The 24784-nt window shown below is 37.2% G+C and carries 19 protein-coding genes; 16 read left to right on the top strand and 3 right to left on the bottom strand.

Annotated features, from left to right (window positions below):
* Positions 1–5: 5 nt before the first annotated feature.
* The 3 genes from F3J23_RS13150 to F3J23_RS13140 all read left to right on the top strand — a co-directional run bounded on the left by F3J23_RS13150 (position 6) and on the right by F3J23_RS13140 (position 4969).
* The gene (locus tag F3J23_RS13150; RefSeq protein ID WP_167029596.1) at positions 6–1604 is read left to right on the top strand and encodes a RagB/SusD family nutrient uptake outer membrane protein; all 1599 of its coding nucleotides are present in this window, start codon (positions 6–8) and stop codon (positions 1602–1604) included.
* Between the two features lie 18 nt (positions 1605–1622).
* Complete coding sequence (locus F3J23_RS13145) at positions 1623–2738, top strand: SusE domain-containing protein (protein WP_167029592.1); 1116 nt, start codon at positions 1623–1625, stop codon at positions 2736–2738.
* A gap of 74 nt (positions 2739–2812) precedes the next feature.
* Complete coding sequence (locus tag F3J23_RS13140) at positions 2813–4969, top strand: glycoside hydrolase family 97 protein (protein ID WP_167029589.1); 2157 nt, start codon at positions 2813–2815, stop codon at positions 4967–4969.
* 60 nt (positions 4970–5029) lie between these two features.
* Here F3J23_RS13140 and F3J23_RS13135 read toward each other — a convergent pair whose 3' ends face one another.
* Complete coding sequence (locus F3J23_RS13135; RefSeq protein WP_167029907.1) at positions 5030–6013, bottom strand: sterol desaturase family protein; 984 nt, start codon at positions 6011–6013, stop codon at positions 5030–5032.
* Positions 6014–6214: 201 nt separating this feature from the next.
* On the opposite strand from F3J23_RS13135, the gene F3J23_RS13130 reads away from it, so the two are divergent.
* From F3J23_RS13130 to guaA, 12 genes are all read left to right on the top strand, one after another.
* On the top strand, positions 6215–8074 hold the full coding sequence (locus tag F3J23_RS13130) for a glycoside hydrolase family 13 protein (RefSeq protein WP_167029586.1): 1860 nt from the start codon (positions 6215–6217) through the stop codon (positions 8072–8074).
* Between the two features lie 10 nt (positions 8075–8084).
* The gene (locus tag F3J23_RS13125; protein WP_167029582.1) at positions 8085–8606 is read left to right on the top strand and encodes a nuclear transport factor 2 family protein; all 522 of its coding nucleotides are present in this window, start codon (positions 8085–8087) and stop codon (positions 8604–8606) included.
* A 15-nt stretch (positions 8607–8621) separates the two neighbouring features.
* Positions 8622–10004 carry an MFS transporter gene (locus tag F3J23_RS13120; protein ID WP_167029579.1) on the top strand — a complete coding sequence of 461 codons (1383 nt, stop codon included), beginning with the start codon at positions 8622–8624 and terminating at the stop codon, positions 10002–10004.
* 297 nt (positions 10005–10301) lie between these two features.
* Positions 10302–11831 carry a GMC oxidoreductase gene (locus tag F3J23_RS13115; RefSeq protein ID WP_167029577.1) on the top strand — a complete coding sequence of 510 codons (1530 nt, stop codon included), beginning with the start codon at positions 10302–10304 and terminating at the stop codon, positions 11829–11831.
* A 4-nt stretch (positions 11832–11835) separates the two neighbouring features.
* The gene (locus F3J23_RS13110; protein WP_167029574.1) at positions 11836–13002 is read left to right on the top strand and encodes an MFS transporter; all 1167 of its coding nucleotides are present in this window, start codon (positions 11836–11838) and stop codon (positions 13000–13002) included.
* A gap of 333 nt (positions 13003–13335) precedes the next feature.
* A complete protein-coding gene (locus F3J23_RS13105; RefSeq protein ID WP_167029572.1) occupies positions 13336–14064 on the top strand; it encodes a pirin family protein in 729 nt (242 codons plus the stop codon).
* Positions 14065–14102: 38 nt separating this feature from the next.
* Complete coding sequence (locus F3J23_RS13100) at positions 14103–14654, top strand: NADPH-dependent FMN reductase (protein ID WP_167029569.1); 552 nt, start codon at positions 14103–14105, stop codon at positions 14652–14654.
* Between the two features lie 274 nt (positions 14655–14928).
* On the top strand, positions 14929–15921 hold the full coding sequence (gene purM / locus F3J23_RS13095; protein ID WP_167029566.1) for a phosphoribosylformylglycinamidine cyclo-ligase: 993 nt from the start codon (positions 14929–14931) through the stop codon (positions 15919–15921).
* 90 nt (positions 15922–16011) lie between these two features.
* Positions 16012–16575: a phosphoribosylglycinamide formyltransferase gene (gene purN, locus F3J23_RS13090; protein WP_167029563.1), complete on the top strand. Its 564-nt coding sequence runs from the start codon at positions 16012–16014 to the stop codon at positions 16573–16575.
* A gap of 176 nt (positions 16576–16751) precedes the next feature.
* Entirely contained in the window at positions 16752–18269 is a 1518-nt protein-coding gene (purH, locus tag F3J23_RS13085) for a bifunctional phosphoribosylaminoimidazolecarboxamide formyltransferase/IMP cyclohydrolase (RefSeq protein ID WP_167029560.1), read from the top strand.
* 134 nt (positions 18270–18403) lie between these two features.
* Positions 18404–19642 (top strand): phosphoribosylamine--glycine ligase, encoded by a 1239-nt coding sequence (gene purD / locus F3J23_RS13080; protein WP_167029557.1) that lies wholly within the window; start codon positions 18404–18406, stop codon positions 19640–19642.
* Positions 19643–19801: 159 nt separating this feature from the next.
* The gene (guaA, locus tag F3J23_RS13075) at positions 19802–21331 is read left to right on the top strand and encodes a glutamine-hydrolyzing GMP synthase (protein WP_167029554.1); all 1530 of its coding nucleotides are present in this window, start codon (positions 19802–19804) and stop codon (positions 21329–21331) included.
* 397 nt (positions 21332–21728) lie between these two features.
* Here the strand turns inward: guaA and F3J23_RS13070 are convergent, their stop codons facing one another.
* Positions 21729–22910, bottom strand: a complete 1182-nt coding sequence (locus F3J23_RS13070) for an alpha/beta hydrolase-fold protein (protein ID WP_167029552.1) — start codon at positions 22908–22910, stop codon at positions 21729–21731.
* 52 nt (positions 22911–22962) lie between these two features.
* Here F3J23_RS13070 and F3J23_RS13065 point away from each other — a divergent pair, with 52 nt between their 5' ends.
* Positions 22963–24465 carry a carbon-nitrogen hydrolase family protein gene (locus F3J23_RS13065; RefSeq protein ID WP_167029549.1) on the top strand — a complete coding sequence of 501 codons (1503 nt, stop codon included), beginning with the start codon at positions 22963–22965 and terminating at the stop codon, positions 24463–24465.
* A gap of 55 nt (positions 24466–24520) precedes the next feature.
* On the opposite strand, the gene F3J23_RS13060 is transcribed toward F3J23_RS13065, so the two are convergent.
* Complete coding sequence (locus tag F3J23_RS13060) at positions 24521–24697, bottom strand: hypothetical protein (RefSeq protein WP_167029546.1); 177 nt, start codon at positions 24695–24697, stop codon at positions 24521–24523.
* Positions 24698–24784: the final 87 nt, after the last annotated feature.

Raw genomic sequence — 24784 nt, 5'->3', positions numbered from 1 at the left:
CTGATATGAAAAATACATATTTATATAAAAAAATAATTATAGGGTCTATTACTTTAGGAACCTTGATTTCAGCAGGATCTTGTACAAAAGATCTTGAAAGAGAGCCTACTTTAGGCTTAACATCCTCGATATTATATAAAGATTTTAATAACTATAAACCAGCTTTAGCTAAGATTTATGCCGGGCTTGCTATTGGAGGTCAGGGAGATGAGAACAATGCTGATGGAAATACGGATATTGGAGGTATTGATGGTGGTTTTTCCAACTATCTTCGACAAATGTACAGTATGCAGGTATTAACAACAGATGAAGCTGTTATTGCATGGAGTGATGCCGGGCTTCCGGAAATGCATAATATGACCTGGAATGCATCAAATCCATTTATTGCTGCTATCTATTATAGAATTTTTAACGTAATAGCAGTAAGTAATGAGTTCATTAAAAATACCACTGATCAGAAGCTTTCTGAGAATGGAATTTCCGGAAGTAATCTTACAGAGGCAAAATATATGAATGCCGAAGCTCGTTTTTTAAGAGCTCAATCTTATTATCATGCTTTGGATTTATTTGGAAATGTACCATTTGTTACTGAAACTACGGATATTATTAATAACCCGCCACCAAGAATAGCAAGAGAAGAATTATTCAAATTTGTAGAGTCTGAGCTATTAGCTTGTGCAGATAACCTGAAGGATGCCAGAACAAATGAATATGGTAGAGCGGATAAGGCTGCGGCTTGGGCACTCTTGGCTAGATTATATCTTAATGCGAAAGTATACACGGGAGCAGAACGAAATACAGACTGTATTACTTATTGTAATAAAGTAATTAATGCAGGATATTCTTTAAAATCAAATTATGGGTCATTATTCATGGCAGATAACAATGTGAATAACCCTGAAGTAATTCTTTCCGTTAATTATGACGGTTTGAGTACCAAAACTTATGGAGGTTCCACATTTATGGTACATGCTGCTGTTGGAGGATCAATGCCTGCAGCACAGTTTGGTATTAATGGAGGTTGGGGTGGTATAAGAACAACAAAATCTTTTGTTGCCTTATTCAATAGTTCTCCAAATGACCAGAGAGGAAACTTTTATACCAGCGGCCAGAATTTAGAAATTAATGATTTAACTATTTTCACAGATGGTTATGGTTTTATTAAATATAAAAATATAAAATACGCCAATAACCAGCCAGGATCAGATGTTACAGGAAACTTTGTGGATGCTGATATTCCATTGTATCGTTTAGCTGACATCTATCTGATGTATGGTGAAGCCACAGCGAGAGGAGGAGCTGGAGGAAATATAGGTACGGCTTTAGGCTATGTAAATGCATTGAGAACAAGAGCAGGAGCCAATCAGGTTGCATCCGTTAATGTTGATTTTTTCTTGGATGAAAGAGCAAGAGAGATGTCTTGGGAGGCAACAAGAAGAACAGATCTTATCCGTTATGGGAAATTTACTTCCAGTGCATATATATGGCCATGGAAAGGAGGCGTAAAAAATGGTAAAGCTGTAGATGAGTATAGAAACTTGTTCCCAATACCGGCCAATGATATCGTTGCAAACCCTAATCTTATTCAAAATACCGGATATTAATCATTAAAACTATTAAAAATGAAACATTTTTTTAAAATATTGACAGTAGTTTTTACTGCACTTTTGGTTACTTCCTGCGAAAAAGATGAAGATCAGGCTGTTATCAATGAAACATCTGCTAGTAAAATATCCGCAGATAAAAGTGCAATAGTTCTTAATGAGCTTAATGCTAATGATGCTGTAATCACTTTTACGTGGACAAAACCAATATTTAATATTGCTGTAGTTCCTACCCAAAAAGTAGAATTTGGAATTAAAGGTGACAACTTCAAAAAAAGTGCTGCCATTGACTTTTCCAATGATATGACTTCAAGCTCTTTTACTCATGCAGCCATGAATGCAGCTATGTTTACTATTGGAGCTTTACCGGATGCTGTAAATGATATCGAAGTAAGATTGAAGACTTCTGTAGGATCAGCAGCTTTTTACTCCAATGTAATAGCCCTTAAAGTAACTCCTTATACTCCAAATCCTGATTTGGTATACCCTAAAATTAATGTTCCGGGAGCCTATGCCGGAGCAGCTGGTTATGCAAATTGGACGCCAGCCAATTCCCCTAATTTGTTTTCTCCTGAGAAGAATGACAAATACAGAGGTTTTATCTTTATTAAGGATGCATCAGGAGATAATGGGAAATATAAATTTGCTATTAACCAGGATTGGCCGGGAAACAAAGGAGATGATGGAACTAATACCGGAAAATTAAAAGCAGATGGATCGGATATAGTACCTGCAGCAGCCGGAACTTATTATATGAAAGTAGACTGGGTAGCGAATACTTATTCTTCTGTGTTGGCCAACTTTGGTGTTATCGGAGATGCAACTCCTACAGGCTGGGGATCTGATACAGATTTTGTATATAATCCTGCCACAAAAACTTTTGTGATCAATTCAATTGCATTATCAAATAATGGGGTGTTTAAATTCAGAGCCAATGATGATTGGGTAATGAAATTCCAGCCAAAAGATACTGATCAGACTCTGACATCCGGAACTGCTGTTCAATCATACTTCAGTCCGGAAGGAACTGTAACAAATGATCCTGGATATAAAGTTTCACAGGCGGGCAATTATAAAATTGAACTGGATTTACATAATTCAGCATATTACAAGTTAACAGTTACTAAATTGTAAAATCAAATTAAAATAAAAAAAGTGCTGTGGTAAAGCAGCACTTTATCTATTTTTTAAGTTAATAAATAGTCATTATGAAGAAAATTACAGTTGGAGCACTTTTGCTCTCAATGATGTTTGTAGGGGTGAAAGCCCAATCTTTAAAATCTCCGGATGGGAAGTTTGAAATGAACTTTCAGTTGAAAGAAGGAGTACCTTACTATAACCTGAAATATAATGGGGCCGTAGTAGTTGAAGATTCTAAATTGGGATTGAGATTATTTAAAGACACAGCTATAAAGTTTGCTTCCGAGATTGCCAAGCCGGAAGATGCAAAATACGATCTGAACAATGGTTTTGCGAAAACAGATGAAAAAAGAGACTCCAAAAATGAAACCTGGCAGCCGGTTTTAGGAGAAAAGAAAAATTATATTAACCATTACAATGAATTAGCGGTTACATTGAACCAGGCTTCCACAGACAGAAGCATTGTAGTGAAATTCAGATTGTTCAATGACGGTCTTGGATTCAGATATGAATTTCCACAACAGAAAAATCTGAATTATTTCGTTATTCGAGAAGAAGATTCTGAAATCGATTTCCCTACCGATATGAAGGCCTGGTGGATGGTGGCAGATTATGATTCTCAGGAATATCAGTATCAGGAAACTAAAGTTTCTGAAATTCCTTCCAGATGGGATAAAGCCTACGATGCCAATGCTTCACAGACTTTGGTTAAAAATGCCGTACAGTCTCCGCTGATGCTTAAAAAAGAAGGAAAAGAGCCTTTGTATATTAACGTAGCAGAAGCTGCCGTATTGAATTATCCCGCTTCACATCTTGAAGTGGATGCACAGAACTTCAGATTCAAAACTCATTTGACTGCTGACAGACAAGGCGCGAAAGGATATATTCAAACCCCGTCGGTAACCCCTTGGAGAACAATTATCGTAGCTCCGAAAGCTGAACAGGTAATGGATTCCAAAATGATCTTTAATCTTAACGAACCTACAAAATATACCGATACTTCTTACATTCACCCTACAAAATACATGGGTGTTTGGTGGGAAATGATCATCGGAAAATCACAGTGGGCATATTCTACTGCTGAAAACGTTCATTTAGGAAAAACAGATTTTTCAAAACTAACTCCGAATGGTAAACATGCAGCCAACAATACGAAAGTTAAAGAGTATATTGACTTTGCTGCAGAAAACGGATTTCAGGGATTATTAATTGAAGGCTGGAATATCGGATGGGAAGACTGGTTCGGACACTCTAAAGAATTTGTTTTTGATTTCATTACTCCATATCCGGATTTTGATATTAAAATGCTGAATGATTATGCACATTCAAAAGGAATTAAGCTGATCATGCACCATGAAACGTCAGGTTCAGCAACGAACTATGAAAGATGGGCAGACAAAGCCTTCCAGACCATGAACAAATATGGTTATGATGCTGTGAAAACAGGATATGTAGGAGATATCATTCCTAGAGGAGAACATCATTATTCTCAATGGACGATCAATCACTACTACAGAATCGCTGAAAAAGCCAACGACTATAAAATCATGGTCAATTCTCACGAATCTGTACGTCCTACAGGAGAAAGCCGTACCTACCCGAATTATATTTCCGCAGAAGCAGCTCGTGGAACAGAATATGAAGCATTCGGAGGGAACAAGCCGGATCATCAGACCGTTCTTCCATTTACAAGATGGATGGGTGGCTCTATGGACTACACGCCGGGAATCTTCCAGACAAAGTTAGACTATTATTTTCCTGGAGATAACCGTTTTGTGAAAACAACTCTGGCTAAGCAGCTTGCATTATATGTAACGATGTATATGCCGCTTCAGATGGCAGCAGATCTTCCTGAGAATTACAAAAAGCATATGGATGCATTCCAGTTTATCAAAGATGTTGCTGCGGATTGGGATGATACGAAAATCTTGTCAGCTGAACCTGGAGATTATGTGATCACTGCAAGAAAAGCAAAAGGAACGGAAAACTGGTTTGTAGGAGGGATTACCGATGAAAACAAACGTGAGTATACTGTAGACTTCTCATTCCTTGACAAAGGAAGAAAATATGAGGCAACCATCTATGAAGATGGAAAAGATGCCGATTATATAGACAATCCTCAAAGCTATAATATCTATAAGAAAGAGATTACAAGCAAATCTAAAATTAATTTTAAAATGGTAAGAAGCGGCGGTTTCGCAATTTCTATTAAACCAGTAAAATAATCTGAAGATACACTAAGGTGCCCCGGTTCGTTGAATTTCAATGTCCGGGGCTACTTTTTTTTATTTATCCAGTGCCTCTGTATATTCAAATTCTGCTTCAGGAACTGGCTCTTTTTTTACTGCAGATGCTTTATTTTTTATTTTTTCGAGATATTCCTTTTGAAACTGTTTTACCGTTTTTCCGGTACCATCATGTCTCCATCCCGGAGAATAGAAAAGGTATTTCAATCGGGTTTTAAAAGAAATTCCGGGCTGTCTGATATCTTTACCTATTCTTCGCCATTCATAGAACAGGGTAGTTGCCGGATCTTTAGACTCCATTTTAGGATAGATACCATATTTCACAGGAACCTCGGGGTCCTCTTTTTCAAATGTTCCGAAGATCTTGTCCCAAATGATCAGTCCCATTCCCATATTACGGTCCAGATATTTGATATTACACGCATGATGTACCCTGTGATGAGAAGGAGTAACCAGAATATATTCTAAAAATCCCATACTTTTAATGGATTGGGTATGAACAAAAGTACCATAGATCTGTATGGCAGAATAAGCCACCAGGATGTGCCATGGATGAAATCCTATAAATGCCAATGGAGAAAAGAAAAGATATCTGTATAATGGCTGGAACACAGGGCTTCTGAAGCCTGTACTGATGTTGAAATAATCAGAATTATGATGAGTAATGTGTACTGCCCAGAAGATACGGGAGTGATGATCCACATAATGATGAACATAATAAGCAAAATCCTGGGCGAGAAATACAGCGATCCAATACCAAACCCCAACTTCCCAGTCGAAAAGACGATGCTGATAGAAAAACATCATCACAAACAACGAAAAACCTTTCATGATGATGTCTAGCCCATAGTTGAGCAAAGCAAAAAGAACATTCGTTGCCACATCTTTAGTTTCATAGATTTTTTCCTTGTTAAAGTGGCTGTAAGCCATTTCTATAAAAATAATAGCAGCAAACATGGGAATGGTCCAGGTATAAACAACATCCGGCCCCTCTGTTTTGAACATATTACTGAAGTCCAACATTTTTTCTGTAAATCTAAAGATAAAAATCATGAGAATTTAACTTTATAGATGAATTTTTTGTGAAAAATGTAAAGGATTATTGAAAAACATTAGAATATAAATGCCGAATTTTTAAAATTGACGTTGATCGAGACAAAAAATGTGTATTCTGATATGTTTTGATCGTATATATGAAAATTTAATGCTAAATTGAACATTAATATGAAGACAATATATGCCGCATTAGCCCTTTCCGTAGCTTCTGTTGCTTTTTCCCAAAAAACGTTGGAAAGAGTAGAGCCTGCTTTCTGGTGGAAAGGAATGAAAAATCCTGAACTTCAGATCCTTGTTTATGGAAAAGGAATTGCTAATAATGAGATCAGTCTTTCAGACGGAATCAGAATTAAAGACATCCAAAAGGTTGAGAACCCTAATTATGTTTTTATTACGGTAAATACCAGTGAAATCAATGTTCCGAAATTTACCATCAATATTAAAAAAGATAAAAAGCAACTCGGTTCTTACACCTATGAACTGAAGGAAAGAATCTCGGGTTCTGCCAATCGGGAATCTTATACTTCAAAAGATGTGATGTACCTGATTATGCCCGATCGTTTTGCCAATGGCGACGAAAAGAATGATTCCAGGCCGGAACTTACCGAAAAAGCCAACCGGAATTTACCCAACGGCAGGCATGGAGGAGACCTGCGGGGAATCATCAATAATGTTGATTATATTCAGAATCTCGGAGCAACAGCTGTTTGGCTGACGCCGGTTAATGAAGACAATGAAAAAGTATATTCCTATCATGGCTATGCCCAAACCGATCTCTATAAAATTGATGCCCGATACGGAACGAATGAAGATTACAGAACATTATCCCGTGAACTGAACAAAAGGAATATGAAGCTCGTGATGGATTATGTCACCAACCACTGGGGTGTTTCCCACTGGATGATTAAAGATCTGCCGACAAAAGACTGGATTCATTGGTTTGATGACGGAGAAAAGGGCTTCAAAAGATCCAATTATAAAATCACATCACAATTCGATCCCAATGCTTCCGAAATTGATAAAAAATATGCGATGGACGGATGGTTTGATGCCACAATGCCGGATATTAATCAGAAAAATCCTCTGGTTTTAAAATATTTGACACAAAATGCAATCTGGTGGATTGAATACGCTGAATTAGGAGGTTTTCGTGTAGATACCTATCCTTACAATGATAAGGAAGCAATGGCTAAATGGGCTAAAGCGATTACTGATGAATATCCGAAATTCAATATTGTAGGAGAAACATGGCTTTCCACTGCTGGTCATATTTCAGCATGGCAGAAAGGCTCCAAAACAGGTGAGGCAGCAGGGTATAATTCTAATCTACCTTCTGTAATGGATTTTGTTCTGTTCAGCGAAATGCCTAAAGCTTTTCAGGAAAAACAAGGCTGGGACACCGGAATGAACCGTATTTATGAATCTTTTACAAGCGATTTCCTTTATCCTGATGTTGATAATCTATTGGTTTTCTTTGAAAATCACGACACCCAAAGGTGGAATGAAATCTTCAAGGCAGATCCTAAAGCCTATAAAATGGGACTTGCTCTCATTTCTACAGTTCGTGGAATTCCTCAGATCTACTACGGATCGGAAGTAGGAATGCGCGGAGATAAAGAAAAAGGCGGTGATGCAGACATCCGCAGGGATTTTCCGGGTGGCTGGAAGTCTGATCAACAGAATGCTTTCAATCCTTCAACACAAACTTCCGAACAGAAAGAATTTTTCCAGTTTACCCAAAAAATATTGAACTGGAGAAAAGGCAAAGAAGTGATTCATAACGGAAAAACTAAAAATTTCGTTCCTAAAGACGGCGTTTTTACTTATTTCAGATATAACGAAAAAGAAAGCGTAATGGTGGTGATCAACAATAATGAAAAAGATCAGGCGTTAGACTTGAAATATTTCGCGGAAGCACTTAAAGACTTTACAAAAGGAAAGGATATTATTTCAGGAAAAGAATTCACACTACAAAATACAATGAATGTTCCTGCTAAAACGCCTTTGATTATTGAACTTGAAAAATAACGATTTATATATGAAAAAACTAACAACTGCTTACACTCTGATCCTTTTTTTATTAGGATTCTCTTTAATTTCAGCACAGTCAAAAAACAAATTTGAAAAAGAAAAGTCAGAGATCAGTACAATGCTGGATGCATTCAATGCAGCAGCTGCAAAAGCAGATTATAATGCCTATTTCAATTATTTTGCCGATGAATCTACTTTTATTGGGACAGATGCTACGGAAATCTGGGATAAAAAAGCTTTCATGGTCTGGGCTAAACCTTATTTTGACAAAAAGAAAACATGGAATTTTACTGCTCTTAAAAGAAATATTTATTTCAGTAAAGATGGTAAACTGGCATGGTTTGATGAATTACTGGATACCCAGATGAAAATATGCAGAGGTTCCGGAGTAGTGGAAAAAATCAACGGAAACTGGAAGGTGAAGCAATATGTACTTTCCATGACGGTTCCTAACGAGGTTGTTGATAAAGTGGTTGCAGACAAAACTGCACTTGAAGATATCCTGATCGGGGAATTAAAAACGAAATAATACGAAAAGACAACAATGGCAAAAAAAATAAAACCGGATCTCTCACTTACTCAGATCATCAATATGAGTATGGGGTTTTTAGGAATTCAGATGGCTTTCGGATTGCAAAACGGAAATGCCAGCCGTATTCTGGCCAATTTGGGAGCCGATGTTCATGAATTATCATGGTTCTGGCTTGTAGCACCTGTTACAGGACTGATAGTACAACCGATTATCGGGCATATGGGAGACAATACCTGGAGTCCGCTGGGAAGAAGAAAGCCTTATTTTTTAATTGGTGCCGTTTTATGTGCCATAGGATTGGTTTTGCTTCCGAACGCAGCTTCCGTAACGCAGATGTTTGCTGCTAATGCCCTTTTATTGGCTGTTATTTTTCTGGCCATGATGGACGCTTCTGTTAATATTGCAATGGAACCGTTCAGAGCATTGGTAGGAGATATGCTTCCGAAACATCAGGGAACCATAGGGTTCTCGGTACAAACCATTCTGATCGGGTTTGGAGCAGTACTGGGTTCCTATTTGCCGGATTGGTTAACACGAATGGGAATTTCAAATGTTGCACCCAAAGGATTTGTAGCCGATAATGTAATCTATTCCTTTTATGTAGGTGCTGTGCTGCTTTTAATATCAATTCTGTACACGATTGTTACTACCAGAGAATATTCTCCACAGGAATTTGCAGCGTTTGAAGATGGAAAAGAAATAGAAAAAGAACATTCTAAATTCTCAGATATTTTTAAAGATTTTGCAGCCATACCTGCGCAAATGAAAAAGCTGGGAATCGTTCAGTTTTTCTCATGGTTTGCTCTGTTTACGATGTGGGTTTTTACAACGAGCGCCCTGGCAACCCATCATTTCGGGCTTTCGCCGGAAGATACCCATTCCAAGGAGTTTAATAATGCCGGAGATCTTACAGGAAAGCTTTTCGGAATGTATAACCTATGGGCAATCCCTTTTGCATTCTTACTGACTCCGATTGCGAAGTGGATCGGTAAAAAACAAACTCATGCCTTAGCCCTGTTTTGTGGTGGGTTAGGATTGATTTCAATGTACTTCATTAAAGATGTCAATAATCTCTGGATCTCAATGATCGGATTAGGGTTTGCCTGGGCCAGCATCCTTGCAATGCCTTATGCAATGCTGATTGAGGTTATTCCTTTAAGAAAAATGGGAGTGTATATGGGAATATTTAATTTCTTTATTGTCATTCCGCAGATCATTAATGGGCTGTTTGGAGGTCCTATTGTAAGTGATGTTTTCGGAAAACAGGCGATGGATTATGTAGTTGTAGGAGGCGTATGTATGCTGATCGGCGCTTTGGTAACACTCATCTTTGTTCAATCAGAAAATGAAACACCTAAGGAAATTGAAGAGGAAATAAAACAGGTACACTTTTAAGATCAGAAAATTAAGATACAATATTAAAATATCAATAGAAGCGGGCTTTAGTCCGCTTTTTTGTTGATGCCCCGATCAACCGGCTTTAGCCAAAACCCAAAAGTTGAAATCCTATCCCGTAAATTTTAGTTTCACAGCCTGTGCTTTTAAAATCCTTATAGAAGAGCCATTTTACCATTTTACCTTTTTGCCCTTTTACTTTTTATAAATTATTCATACAATCAATTGAAATTTAACATTTTGTTAAGCAGATTCTGCTTTTTTAATGGCTAAATTAGATACATCAAATTGTAGAAAATGTACGATATCATCATCATAGGAACCGGAGCAGGAGGTTCAACCATTGCCTATAAACTGGCAGACAGCGGAAAAAAAATATTGATTTTAGAAAGAGGAGATTATGTTCCCGTAGAAAAAGAAAACTGGAGTTCCATAGAAGTTTTTCAGAAAAACAGATATACAACCACAGATGTATGGCTGGATAAACACGGAAAAGCTTTCCGGCCGGGAATGCATTATAATGTTGGTGGAAACACCAAATTCTACGGGGCGGCCTTATTCCGTTTAAGAGAAGAAGATTTTAAAGAAATACAGCATTATGGTGGAGTATCACCGGAATGGCCCATTCAGTATGATGATTTAAAAGAGTATTATCTGGAAGCCGAAAAACTTTTTCATGTACACGGAAAAAGAGGCTCAGATCCCACTGAACCTTTTGATTCCGAACCTTATCCCAATCCGGCATTGCCTCATGAACCAAGAATTCAGGAGATCTTTGATGAATTGACAAACTATGGATTACATCCTTTTGAATTGCCCATAGGAGTCAATTTTAAACCCCATGCAACAGCAAATGCTCCCTATACATTAGACCGTTTTGATGGATTTCCGGATGCTTCCGAAAGAAAAGGCGATGCCCACCTTTGCGCATTGTCAAAAGCGCTGGAATATCCTAACGTTGAACTGATGGTGAACACAAAAGTAATACAGCTGAATACCGATAGTTCAGGGCAGAAAATTACAGAAATAGTAGTAGAGCAAAATGGTGAGACCAAAGTTTTTACTTCAGAACTTGTCATACTTTCTGCAGGAGCAATTAATTCAGCGGCAATATTACTGCAAAGTAAAAGTGATCAGTTTCCCAACGGATTGGCTAATTCTTCAGACCAGGTAGGCAGAAATTATATGTTTCACCAAAATACAGCATTAATTGCCCTTTATACAGAACCCAATCCCACAAAATTCGGGAAGACATTCGGAATTAACGATTTCTATCACGCAGCCCGGGGATATGAATTTCCGTTAGGCCACATACAAATGCTGGGTAAATCAGATGAAAATCAAATTAAAGCAGACAGTCCTGTTCCGGCACCCGGATTCACTTTTGACCTCATGGCCAGACATGCGGTCGATTTCTGGCTGACATCGGAAGATCTTCCGGATCCTGAAAATAGAGTAACGGTAGAAAACGGACAGATTAAGATAAGTTACACGGATAACAATCAGAAAGGACATGAGTTTTTAAAAACCGAATTGATTAAAGCTTTAAAAGCATCCGGTAAATTTGAAAGTTTCCTGTTCAAAGGGTATTACTTCAGCAAAGGAATGGATATTGCTTCACCGGCTCATCAAAATGGGACAACAAAAATGGGAACTGACCCGGAAAGCTCAGTAGTAGATATTAATTGCAAAGCCCATGATCTGGAAAATCTGTATATCGTAGATGGAGGATTCTTTGTTTCCAGTGGTGCGGTGAATCCGGCGCTCACAATCATGGCAATGGCATTGAGAGTAGGAGAATATCTAAAAAAGAATGTTTTGAGATAAACTTATGAACAGCAAGAAAGTCATCATTGCCATCGTATTTCTGTTAGCCTTTCTCACCGGAGTTAATTTTGTAATTTTTCCGGCTCTGGGAACAGCTTTTACAGATCCGTCTTTATTTGGACTTTCATCCTCTCAGTTTGGAAATCTGTTTATTCCTCAGGTGGTTTGCATTATCATCTCTTGTTTAGGTACGCCGTTTCTGGTGAATAAATGGGGCCCTAAAATAATTCTGGCTTCAGGAGTTCTGTTGATGCTTATTTCCACAGGTACTTTATGGGGGCTGCATTACTTTATCACAGAAAAAACATTCTTATTTCCGGTATTAATGGTGCTGGTGGCTTTTACAGGTTCTGGATTCGGATTATCTATAACTACCTTAAACCCTTTAGCCGCAAGCTTATTTGAAAGAGGAAATACATCTGCCATTTTAATTCTTCAGTTTCTGGTAGGACTGGGTACATCAACATCTCCTTTAATGATGAATCTCATCGGAGATATTAAAAACTGGATGTATGTTCCCGGAATTATATTTATTACAGTGTGTATTGTATGGATTATTTTTCTGTCATTAAAAATTGAAAAAGGAACTTTTTTTGAACTTCCCGGTCATTTTAGAATTCCCGGAAAATTATGGTGGTTTTTTGGTGCCATTGTATTGTATGGTTGTGTTGAAGGTACCTTTGGGAGCTTTGGAGGAGTTATTCTTAAAAACAAAGGCCTTGATAACAGTAATGCAAGTCTCGGTCTTTCTCTGTTCTGGGGAGGAATTGCTCTAAACCGGCTTTTGTTCGGAATATTTTCAAAAAGATTTGATTTGTCTCCATTCTTTCTCATCGCACCAATCGGCGTTGCCGCTTTTATCCTGTTACTATTAGTGTATCCTGATATTAAGTTGCTTCTATTTGTGATGTTTGGAACAGGTTTTTTTATGGGAAGTATCTTTCCAGGTTCTATTGGCTGGGGAACAGTAGAGTTCCCTGCGTATTCGGTGCTGGTATCCGGATTTCTGATGGCAGCTAATCAGATAGGGACCGGTATTGTAACGAATGTTTTAGGAAGTTTTTCCGGCTATATGTCTACTATTCTGGAAATGCTGATCTTTTTAATGGGGATGATCTGTATTGTATTTTTCTATCTTAAACGAAACTCAAGAATCAAAGATGCCTTTTAATGCAAAAATTTCAACCCTGTCAAGGTTCAAAACCTTGACAGGGTTCAGGGTGACGGTCCGGTGTTGAATCCGATACACATACTGATCTGTTTTTGGAATGATAAAAAGAACCCAATCTTTCAGGAGAACCTTTTATAATTAAAAGAGAAATGAGAAGAAACCTATTTAGATGGGGGCGGGGCGGCCTTCTTCACTCTTTCATCAGCTTTGCTTTCTTTGCTTTTTCACCTTCTCGCTTTTGCACCCTTTTGCTCTCAGATTTTCTTTCTTAACCTACATCAACATTTTTAAATATCCATATCCCGTACATTTGTACCATAAATAATCATAAAAATGAAAACAGTATATCATAAAGCAGATTCAAGAGGCCATGCTAATCATGGTTGGTTAAATTCTTATCATACATTCAGTTTTGCTAACTATCAGAACAGAGACAGAATGAACTTTGGTGTTTTAAGAGTTTTGAACGACGATACCGTTTCTCAGGGAATGGGATTCGGAACACACCCGCACAGAGATATGGAAATTATTTCAATTCCTTTGGAGGGCGATTTGGAACATAAAGATTCAATGGGAACTACAGCTGTGATCAGAAAAGGAGAAATCCAGGTGATGAGCGCCGGAACCGGTGTTATGCACAGCGAATACAATAAAAATAAAGATGAAGAAGTAAAATTCCTTCAGATCTGGGTTTTCCCGAGAGAAGTGAATGTTGAACCGAGATATGATCAGAAAAGTATCAAAGAAGGAGAAAAAATTAACGGGTTTCAACAGATTTTGTCACCGAATAAAAATGATGATGGAGTCTGGATCCATCAGGATGCATGGTTTAATTTAGCCAACTTTAAAAAAGGAAACGGCAAAAATTATATGCTGAACAAAAAAGGAAACGGTGTTTATGCATTTGTTTTAAAAGGAAGTGCAAAAATTGGAGACCGTGTTCTGAATGAAAGAGACGGATTAGGAATCTGGGACACGCAGAGTTTTAACATCGAAGCGGTAGAAGATGCTGAGGTACTATTAATGGAAGTTCCGATGGAATTACCGGCTTATCTTAAATAAAGAACTAAATTTGTAATCTTAAAAAATAAACCCCACATATGAAAATTTTAGCAATAGCAGGAAGTAATTCAGAAGTTTCAATGAACAAACAGTTGGTAGCATATGCTTCCACATTATTTGAAAATGCAGAAGTAGAAGTAGTAGACCTGAATCCTTTCGAAATGCCGATCTATAAACATGAAAGAGAACTGGCTGGTGGAGTACCTCAGGAAGCTCACGATTTTGCCGCTAAGGTTGATGGTGCAAATGTACTGCTGGTGGCTTTGGCAGAGCATAACGGAACCTATTCTACAGCATTCAAAAATGTGTTCGACTGGGTATCCAGAATCAAGGACAGAACTGTTTGGAATGAAGTACCAATGCTATTGATGTCCACCTCTCCGGGAGGAAGAGGCGGAGCAGGAGTTTTGGAAGCTGCATCGAAACGTTTTCCTTTCCACGGAGGAAATGTGGTGGAAACTTTTTCACTTCCTTTCTTCAATGATAACTTTGATAAAGGTGCTCAGAAAATTTCTAACGAAGAAAAAATCACTGAGTTAAAGGAGAAAATTAAGAAGATTGCAGCCATTGAAACTATCCTTGAAAAATAGAATTTGAATATTAAATTAAAATTACTATTTTTGCAAAAAGAAAAGAGATGAAAATTCAGACCTCCTATAAACAATGTTTTTCTCATAAAGGGAAAGTTGTGGGCTCTGAAATTCTGAGATAAAATAACGGCCGATAATCTGAAAAGATTGTCGGCTTTTTTGTTTTCAAAAATCAAGTAAAGTAATAATAAAAAGACATGAGACATCAGATGTCAGATATTAGATTTACAAATAGTCTGAAGTCTGGAATCTAGGATCTAAAAATCTAATTAAAATGAGCAACACTTACAAATCAGCAGGAGTAGATAAAGAAGAAGGATACAAAACGGTTGACAAGATCAAAAAAGCGGTCGGTGAAACCCATAATTCCAATGTACTTAATCATTTGGGAAGTTTTGGTGCTTTCTATGAAATCGGAGGATACAAAAATCCGGTTCTTGTTTCAGGAACAGATGGAGTAGGAACAAAGCTGAAAGTAGCTTTAGATACTAAAAAATATGACTCTATCGGGGTAGACTGTTTTGCAATGTGTGCCAATGATATCCTTTGTCACGGTGCAAAACCATTATTCTTCTTAGATTATCTGGCTTGTGGAAAACTTGATTCTGAAATTGCAGCTGAAATCGTTTTAGGAATGGTAGAAGCTTGTAAGGATAACAACTGTGCATTGATTGGTGGAGAAACTGCTGAAATGCCGGGAATGTACCAGCCAGGAGATTATGATGTTGCAGGATTCTGTGTAGGAATCGTAGAAAAAGATCAAATCATTGACGGTTCTACCATCAAAGCTGGTAACAAAATTATTGCATTACCAAGCTCAGGATTCCATTCAAACGGATTCTCTTTAGTAAGAAAAGTATTCCCGAACTTTGAAGAAGAGTTTGAAGGAAAACCTTTATACGAAACACTTCTTGTTCCTACAAGATTATACTATAAAGACATTCATAAAGTATTAGAAGAAGTAAAAGTAAGCGGAATTGCTCATATTACCGGAGGTGGTCTTTATGAAAACGTACCTAGAATTATTCCGGAGGGGCTTTGTGCTTCTGTGGATGGTTCAAAAATCAGAATTCCTAGTGTAATGCTTGAGTTGGAAAAAAGAGGAGGAGTAACTCGTGAAGAAATGTTCGGTACTTTCAATATGGGAGTAGGAATGGTGATCGTAGTAGATGCTGAACATGCTGAAAAAGTATTACACCTTTTAGATGATGCTTACGAAATTGGAGAAATCACTGAAGGAGAAGAGAAAATCAATTTATCAATATAATGTACCAGTTTATCAATGTACCAGTGTACCAGTGTACCAATTAAAACGATTGTTGCATTGTTAGACTGATACATTGTTACATTAATAAATATGAAGAACATTGTTGTACTCGTATCCGGTTCCGGAACCAATCTGCAGAGGATTATAGATACTATTGAAGCTGGGGAAATCCAGAATGCAAGAGTAAGTTTAGTAGTTGCAGACAGAGCATGTTTCGGATTGGAAAGAGCAAAGAATCACAATATCGAAAATATACTGATTCCGAGAGGAAAGAATTTCAGTAATGAACTGGCTAAAGTAATTCCGGAAAATACAGATCTTATTGTATTGGCAGGGTTTTTATCCATTCTAAAATCTGAATTCTGTGAAAACTGGAATGGTAAAATAATCAATATTCATCCTGCATTGCTTCCGAAATTCGGAGGAAAGGGAATGTGGGGAATGCATGTTCATAATGCCGTTATTGAAGCCGGAGAAAAAGAAAGCGGGGCAACCGTTCACTTTGTAACTCCCGGAATAGACGAAGGAGAAGCCATCCTTCAGAAATCTTTCGAAGTAACAGCAGATGACACGCCGGAAACATTGGCACAGAAAGTTCACCAGATTGAATATGAAATATTTCCTTTAGCGATCAATAAGGTCCTTGGAAACTGATAATGTAACAGTTTAACAATGTACCAGTTTACCGATATTGAAGATATTGTTACATTGCTAGACTGATATATTGTTACCCTAATAAAAGAATCTAAGTAAAATAAAAAGTAAGCCCGGAGGTGAAAGACCCGAGCACAGTTTGAAATAGCTGTAAAAAGTAAAAAATTGAAAGTAAGATGAGTAAAAAGAGAGTTTTAATCAGTGTTTCTGACAAGAGCGGATTAATCGAATTCGCGCAGTTTTTGGAAGCTCAGAATTATGAGTTGATCTCTACAGGAGGAACGTTCAAACATTTGAAAGACGCTGGTTTAAATCCCATTCAGATTGATGAGGTAACCAATTTCCCTGAAATGTTGGACGGAAGAGTGAAAACTTTACACCCGAAGGTTCACGGCGGGCTTTTAGCAGTTCGTTCCAATGAAGAACACATGAAAACAGTTCAGGAACATGGGATTGGTCTGATTGACATGGTTATCGTAAATCTTTACCCTTTCTTTGAAAACGTGAATAAAGACATTTCTTTGCACGAAAAAGTAGAGTTTATAGATATTGGCGGTCCATCAATGCTTCGTTCTGCTGCAAAAAACTTTGACTCTGTTACCGTAATTACTGATGTAGAAGATTATACAACAGTAAAACTGGAAATGGAACAAAACGGAGATACATACATCGAAACCCGTAAAAAGCTTGCAGGAAAAGTATTTAACCTGACTTCTGCTTATGATGCAGCCATCTCAAGAATGCTTTTAGATGAAGAATATCCTGCTTATTTAAATGCCTCTTATAAAAAAGTTTCTGACCTGAGATATGGTGAAAACCCTCACCAGACAGCCGCTTACTATGTTTCTACTTTCGAGAACGGAGCAATGAAAGATTTTGAGCAGCTTGGCGGTAAAGAACTTTCTTTCAACAACCTTCGTGATATGGATCTTTGCTGGAAAGTAGTAACGGAATTCAAAGAAGAAATGGCATGTTGCGCGGTAAAACACTCCACACCTTGCGGAGTTGCAATCGGAACCTCAGCATTGGAAACTTATCAGAAAACTTTCGAATGTGATCCTGTTTCTATCTTTGGCGGAATTGTTGCTATGAACTATAAGATCGATGCTGCAACAGCTGAAGAACTTAACAAAACATTCCTTGAGATTGTAATGGCTCCTGATTTTGATGAAGAAGCTCTCGAAATTTTAAGAAAAAAGAAAAACCTTAGAATCATTAAAATTGTAAACCCTGTTTCAGACAAACAGACTTGGGTTAAGATTGATGGTGGTATTCTGGTTCAGGATAATGATACTCATTTCTCTGATGATATCAAGGTGGTTACAGATGTACAGCCTACAGAAGAGCAGAAAAAAGCATTGCTTTTCTCTCAGAGAGTCGTAAAATATGTGAAATCAAACGCGATTGTTGTTTCGAACGGAATTCAGGCGTTCGGAATTGGTGGCGGACAGGTAAACAGAATTTGGGCAACACAACAGGCTATTGAAAGAGCAAAAGAGAAATTCTCAGGAAATCTTGTATTGGCTTCTGATGCATTTTTCCCTTTCCGTGACGTGGTAGATTTCTGTGCTAAAGAAGGTATCAAAGCAATCATCCAGCCTGGAGGAAGTGTTAAAGATCAGGACAGTATAGAAGCTGCTAATGAGCATGGTATTCCAATGATGTTTACAGGTGTAAGACACTTTTTACATTAATTAAATAGAGTTAAAAGATTAAGAAATTAAGAAACTCAGAAATTATAATCAGCAGCTATCTTAATTCCCAAATCTCTTAATTTCTTAATTTGAAAATTATATATTTGTAAATTAGACTAGATAATAAATAAAGTATGAGAATATTAATCATAGGTGAAGGCGGTAGAGAATCTGCTTTAGCGGCAAAACTTCAGAATGACCCTAGAATTTCTAAAATGTTTTTTGCCAACGGGAATGCTACTACCGATGTAATAGGGAAAAATGTTCATTTATCAGAAATCAAAGAACTTAGAGATTTCGCTATTAAAGAAAAGATTGATCTTACGATCGTAGGTCCCGAAGCTCCTCTTGTATCAGGTATAAAGGACGAATTCAAAAAACACGATCTTAAAGTTTTCGGTCCTACTCAGAAAGTGGCAAGCCTGGAAGGAAGTAAGGCCTTCTCTAAGAAATTTATGCAGACCTATGATATCAAAACGGCTAAAGCTGTGGTATTTGATTCATACAATGATGCTAAAGAATATATTCAGAAACAGCAGTATCCTTTAGTAATCAAGGCGAGCGGTTTAGCAGGTGGAAAAGGTGTTGTCATTTGCGATAACCTTGAAGAAGCTGAAGCTACAATCCACGACTTCATGATCAGAAGAATCTATGGAGATGCGGGAATCCGTTTAGTTATCGAAGAATATTTACAAGGTTTTGAAGCTTCCATCATCGCTTTCTCAAACGGTGAAAAACTTTTCCCTTGTATCGCTGCAAAAGACTATAAAAAAGCAGGAAACGGTGATACAGGACCAAACACAGGAGGTATGGGATCAGTAGCACCAAGCCCGGAGTTTACTCAGGCGCATTATGAAGATTTCGAGAAAAACATTCTTGAACCTACCATTAAAGGTCTTAAAGCGGAAGGTTTCGGATTCAAAGGGATCATCTTCTTCGGATTGATGGTAACTAAGAACGGCGCTTACCTTCTTGAATATAACATGAGATTCGGAGATCCTGAAACTCAGGTATTGATGGCTCTTATGGAAAACAATCTTCTGGATGTAATTCAGGATTGTATGGAAGGAAAAGACATTGAACTTAAATTCAAAAACGAAAAAGCTGTTTGCTTGGTAATGTGCTCAGGAGGTTATCCTAGAAACATTGAAACAGGCTTTGAAATCGTAGGAGAAGATAAATTAAAGCACAGCAAACTATTATATGCAGGTGCTATCAGAAAAGGAGATAAAGTGGTTTCCAATGGCGGTAGAGTACTGAACATTGTGGCTACGGGAGCTACTTACGAAGATGCCCGCAAAAATGTTTACGAAGATGCAAGCCATGTACATTTCGATTACGGCTTCTACAGAGAAGACATCGGAAAGTTTTAATAAATCACGAAAAAAGATTTGGAGTTATTCCAAGTCTTTTTTTGTAAAACAGTTAATATTAGAAATAAGAGTTCAGATGCTAGATTCCAGACTTCAGACCCAAAATCTGACATCTGATGTCTGAAATCTGACATCTTTCAAACAAATCAATTATCAAAAATGAACAACGGTATTATTATTTTAGATTTCGGATCCCAGTACAACCAGCTTATCGGAAGAAGAATCCGTGAGATGGGAGTATATTCTGAAATTTTGCCTTACAATACACCATTACAAGATATTATAGCAAAACAGCCAAAAGGGATCATTCTTTCCGGTGGACCAAGCTCTGTAAACGCAGAAAATGCCCACCTGGTAGAGAAAGCATTATACGAGCAGGGAGTACCTGTATTGGGAATTTGCTACGGAATGCAGATGACAGCTCACCTTTTAGGAGGAAAAGTAAACAAAGGAGAAAAGGGAGAATACGGAAAAGCGAATCTTGAGATCGTTAAGGAAAGTTCTTTGCTGAAAGGAGTTACTCAGAACTCTGTGGTTTGGATGAGTCACTTTGACGAAGTAGGAGAGCTGCCTGCAGGTTTTGAATTGAATGCAAAATCAGGAGTAATTGCTTCTATCTCCAATGAAGACAAGAAAATCTTCTGTGTTCAATTCCACCCGGAAGTTTCCCATACAGAAGAAGGAGGTAAAATGCTTGAAAATTTCGTTTTCGGAATCTGTAACTCAGAGAAAAACTGGAAATTAACCAATTATATTGAAAAAACAGTTGAAGAAATCCGTGAGAAAGTAGGAGACAACAAAGTAATCCTTGGTCTTTCAGGAGGTGTTGACTCTTCTGTAGCAGCAGTTTTGATCCACAAAGCAATTGGTGATCAGCTGACTTGTATCTTCGTAGATACGGGATTATTGAGAAAAGATGAAGGGAAGAAAGTAATGGATCAGTATGGAGAGCATTTCCATATGAACATTAAAATGGTGGATGCTAAAGAAAGATTCCTTTCAAAACTAGCTGGTATTGATGATCCTGAAGCGAAGAGAAAAATCATCGGAAACGAGTTTATCCACGTATTTGACGAAGAATCTCATAAAATTGAAGGTGCTAAATTTTTAGCTCAGGGAACCATTTATCCTGACGTTATTGAAAGCCAGTCTGTAAACGGACCATCTGCGGTAATCAAGTCTCACCACAACGTTGGAGGACTTCCTGAAGATATGGAATTCGAATTATTGGAGCCGTTAAGAGAGCTTTTCAAGGACGAAGTAAGAAGAGTAGGAGAAGAATTGGGAATTCCTCACCACATGGTATACAGACACCCTTTCCCAGGCCCTGGATTAGGAATCAGAGTATTGGGAGCTGTAGACGCTGAAAAAGTAAGAATCCTTCAGGAGGCTGATGATATCTTCATCGAAGAATTATACAAAAACGATCTTTACGAAAAAGTATCTCAGGCTTTTGTAGTGCTTCTTCCGGTAAAATCTGTAGGAGTAATGGGAGATGAAAGAACTTATGAATATACAGCAGTAGTTCGTTCTGCAAACACCATCGACTTCATGACGGCAACTTGGAGCAGACTTCCTTACGAATTCTTAGATACTGTTTCCAGTAGAATCATCAACGAAGTAAGAGGAATCAACAGAGTAGCTTACGATATTTCAAGCAAACCACCTGCAACCATTGAGTGGGAATAATTTTGACTTGAATTTAAAATATAAATCCTGCCCGTTTGGGTGGGATTTTTTTGTTAAAACTGTTTTAATGATATAACAATGAGTATAATATTTATCATAATTAACAAACCATATGTTAACTTAAATAATAGATGTTGATGGAAAATGATATAATTGGATAACATTGTTCCCATCAAATAAAAAAAAACTAGATTTTTGGTTTCTTCAGTACTTATTTCGGATACTGAAACTAAGTTTATATTGTGAGCTACATTAATTGTTGAATGAGGATAAAAAACTCTTAAAATAAAAATTATTAAACTACTCATAACTAATGTTAATGCATATGGCTTCATATATTCAAAAATAAATAGATGGGATGTATCCGTTAGTATTATTCGGGTTATTCTGACTGATATTACTTTACATTCTTTAATTGATCTTTTGCCCGTACATTAGCAGGATCTAATGCCAATATTTTTCTGTAACATTCTTTGGCTTTCTCTTTAAAGCCTTTTTTCATATAAGCTTCAGCAAGGCTGTCCCATACATTGAGGGACGAAGGATAGTTTTGTGCATTGATTTCAAAGATAGAGATGGCTGCATCAGGTATTTTTCTATCATATAAGGCTACATAACCTATCGTATTCATATAAGCTTCATCGGGTTTAAGATCTAAGGCCAGCTTTTGTGAAATACTTTCATAGGTTTTTGTGACCACGGAAGGATCTTTCATAATATCATTAATATCAATATCCAAACCTTCAAAAATATAACGAAGACCATAATACGTACTGGGAAGAGGAACCGTTAAATGCTTTTCATCAGGGAAATATTGAATTTTTGAAGATAAACCCGGAGAAGAATTGGCTTGTAGTAAATTATAAAACTCTTGCCCCCATTGATAATGCCTGCCATCCTCTTTAAAATTGTTGGCTAATGAAATATAAACTCTTGCTTTAAGATTGTTTTCATTTTGTAAAACCTCCCGGGCTCTTTTTCCTATATAATTGTGATCCCAGAACCATGAAGGATCAATAAGCAGGTAATAGCTGAATAATTGAGGGGCTTCCAAAAGACAGTTGATAGCCAATAATCCACCCAGTGAATGTCCAATAATCATATTTCTCGAATAAGTTCTGTATGATTTATTGATTTCAGGCATTAGTTCCGTTTCCAGAAATTTCATAAAATTACTAGCTTTTCCGCTGGTGCTAAATGCGGCTATGTTTTCCAGATCCAGATAATTCAATGAATGAGTCGGAGTAAAGTCTCTTGTTCTGTCTGTATTTTCAACCGCTACAATAATTAATTCGGGAATCTGCATTTTGAGTTGAGTGGCAGCATTCATAGACTGAACTATCCCGGCTATTTCTTTAAATTTACTGTCGTCCCCATCCAGAACATAAGCAACGATATATTTTTTTAACGGAGAATTATCATAAGATGGGGGAAGATAAATCTTATAGACACGGTTTTCATTCAAAATCTTAGATTGAATATTGTATTTTTTTCCTATTGAAATTGTGTTTTCATTGGTCTGTCCCCATAAAACAGTACTCGTAAAAAAGATCAGTATTATCAGGAGTGAATGTTTCATATATTTTTATGGTTCGGTTATTTATCACTAAATTTAAGTAAAATTACATCAAATGCAAATAGAAACAAGACCCCTGAACGTTCAGGATTATGATGAGCTGGCACAAACGATGAAAAGAGCTTATCCGCAAATGTCAGAATCAATATGGTCTAAGAAAAGTATTGAAAAATTAACAAGAATATTTCCTGATGGGCAAATCTGTATTACTGTAGACGGAAAACTGGCTGCTGTAGCACTTTCCATTATTGTGAATTATGATGAATTCGGTGATGATCATACGTATAGCGATATTACAGGGAATTATACCTTCAATACACATACTTCAAAAGGAAATGTTTTATATGGAATAGAAGTCTTTGTAGACCCTGAATTCCGTGAGCTGCGTCTGGGAAGAAGATTGTATGATGCCAGAAAAGAATTATGTGAATTACTTAACCTAAAATCAATAATTCTGGGTGGCAGAATTCCGAATTATCACAAACACAGCCATGAACTTTCTCCCAGAGAATATATACGAAGAGTAAGAGATAAGGAAATTTATGACCCCGTGCTGTCTTTTCAGCTTTCAAATAATTTCCTTCCAATCAGGGTTTTGAAAAAATACCTTCCTGAAGATGAAGCTTCCAGAGAGAATGCTGTTCTTCTCCAATGGAATAATATTTATTACAGCAAAAACCCGAATACCATGCAGGACAGTATTATCCGTCTTGGATTGGTACAGTGGCAGATGAGACATTTCAAAGATATAGACGCTTTTTATGAACAGGTAGAATTTTTCGTGAATGTAATGGGAGATTACAAATCTGATTTTGTACTGTTCCCAGAATTGTTCAACACGCCGCTGCTGGCCCCATTCAATAATCTTTCTGAAAGAGATAGTATGATAGAATTGGCTAAACTTACCGAACAGATTAAAGAAAGAATATCAGAGCTGGCAATCAGCTATAATGTGAACATCATTTCCGGAAGCATGCCTGTTTTCGAAAACAATGAACTATACAATGTGAGTTATCTTCTTCATCGTGACGGGCGAATGGATGAATACAGAAAAATCCATATTACTCCTAACGAAAAACGGTATTACGGAATGAAAGGAGGAAATGAAATAAAAGTTTTTGATACAGACTGCGGAAAAATAGGACTGGTAATCTGTTATGATGTAGAATTCCCGGAATTACCAAGAATTTTAGCCGATCAGGGAATGAAAATCCTATTTGTTCCCTATCTGACAGATACTCAGAATGCTTATATGAGAGTGCGCCACTGTGCGGCTGCAAGAGCCATCGAAAATGAATGTTATGTTGCCATTGCCGGGTGCGTAGGAAACCTTCCGAAGGTTAATAATATGGATATCCAGTTCGGACAGGCCGCTGTATTTACACCTTCAGATTTTGCCTTTCCATCCAACGCCGTTAAAGGAGAAGCTACTCCGAATACAGAGATGACCTTAATTGTAGATGTAGATTTGAATCTGTTAACAGATCTTCATCATAATGGCTCTGTTCAGGTGATGAAAGACCGCAGAAGAGATCTTTATGATACCTATCTTAAATAATAAAACAGAATGCATTGGCATTCTGTTCTTATTTTACCTAAAATTTTTCAATAAATTAAAAATACTCCGGGCAAACTACATCTGGACACATGAAATCTGGACATGTTTGTCTTCCATCAGTAGGACAGCATTCATAAGTACAGTTTTTACCAATAATGATACCGCCTCCTTTGCCTCCTGAAATTCTTTTTAATTGTTCTCTTGAAAGTTTGTTGTTACGTGAGTTTTTCATGTTAATTTTTTTTTGATGAGTTTAATGGTACACTATAAAAAAATATTTTATAGTAGTTATTTTCTGAATGTAATTGTAAGTTTTTAT

The organism is Chryseobacterium sp. Tr-659 (genome assembly GCF_011752975.1).
Classification (GTDB): Bacteria; Bacteroidota; Bacteroidia; order Flavobacteriales; family Weeksellaceae; genus Chryseobacterium.
This window is presented reverse-complemented; position numbering and strand designations above follow the sequence as displayed.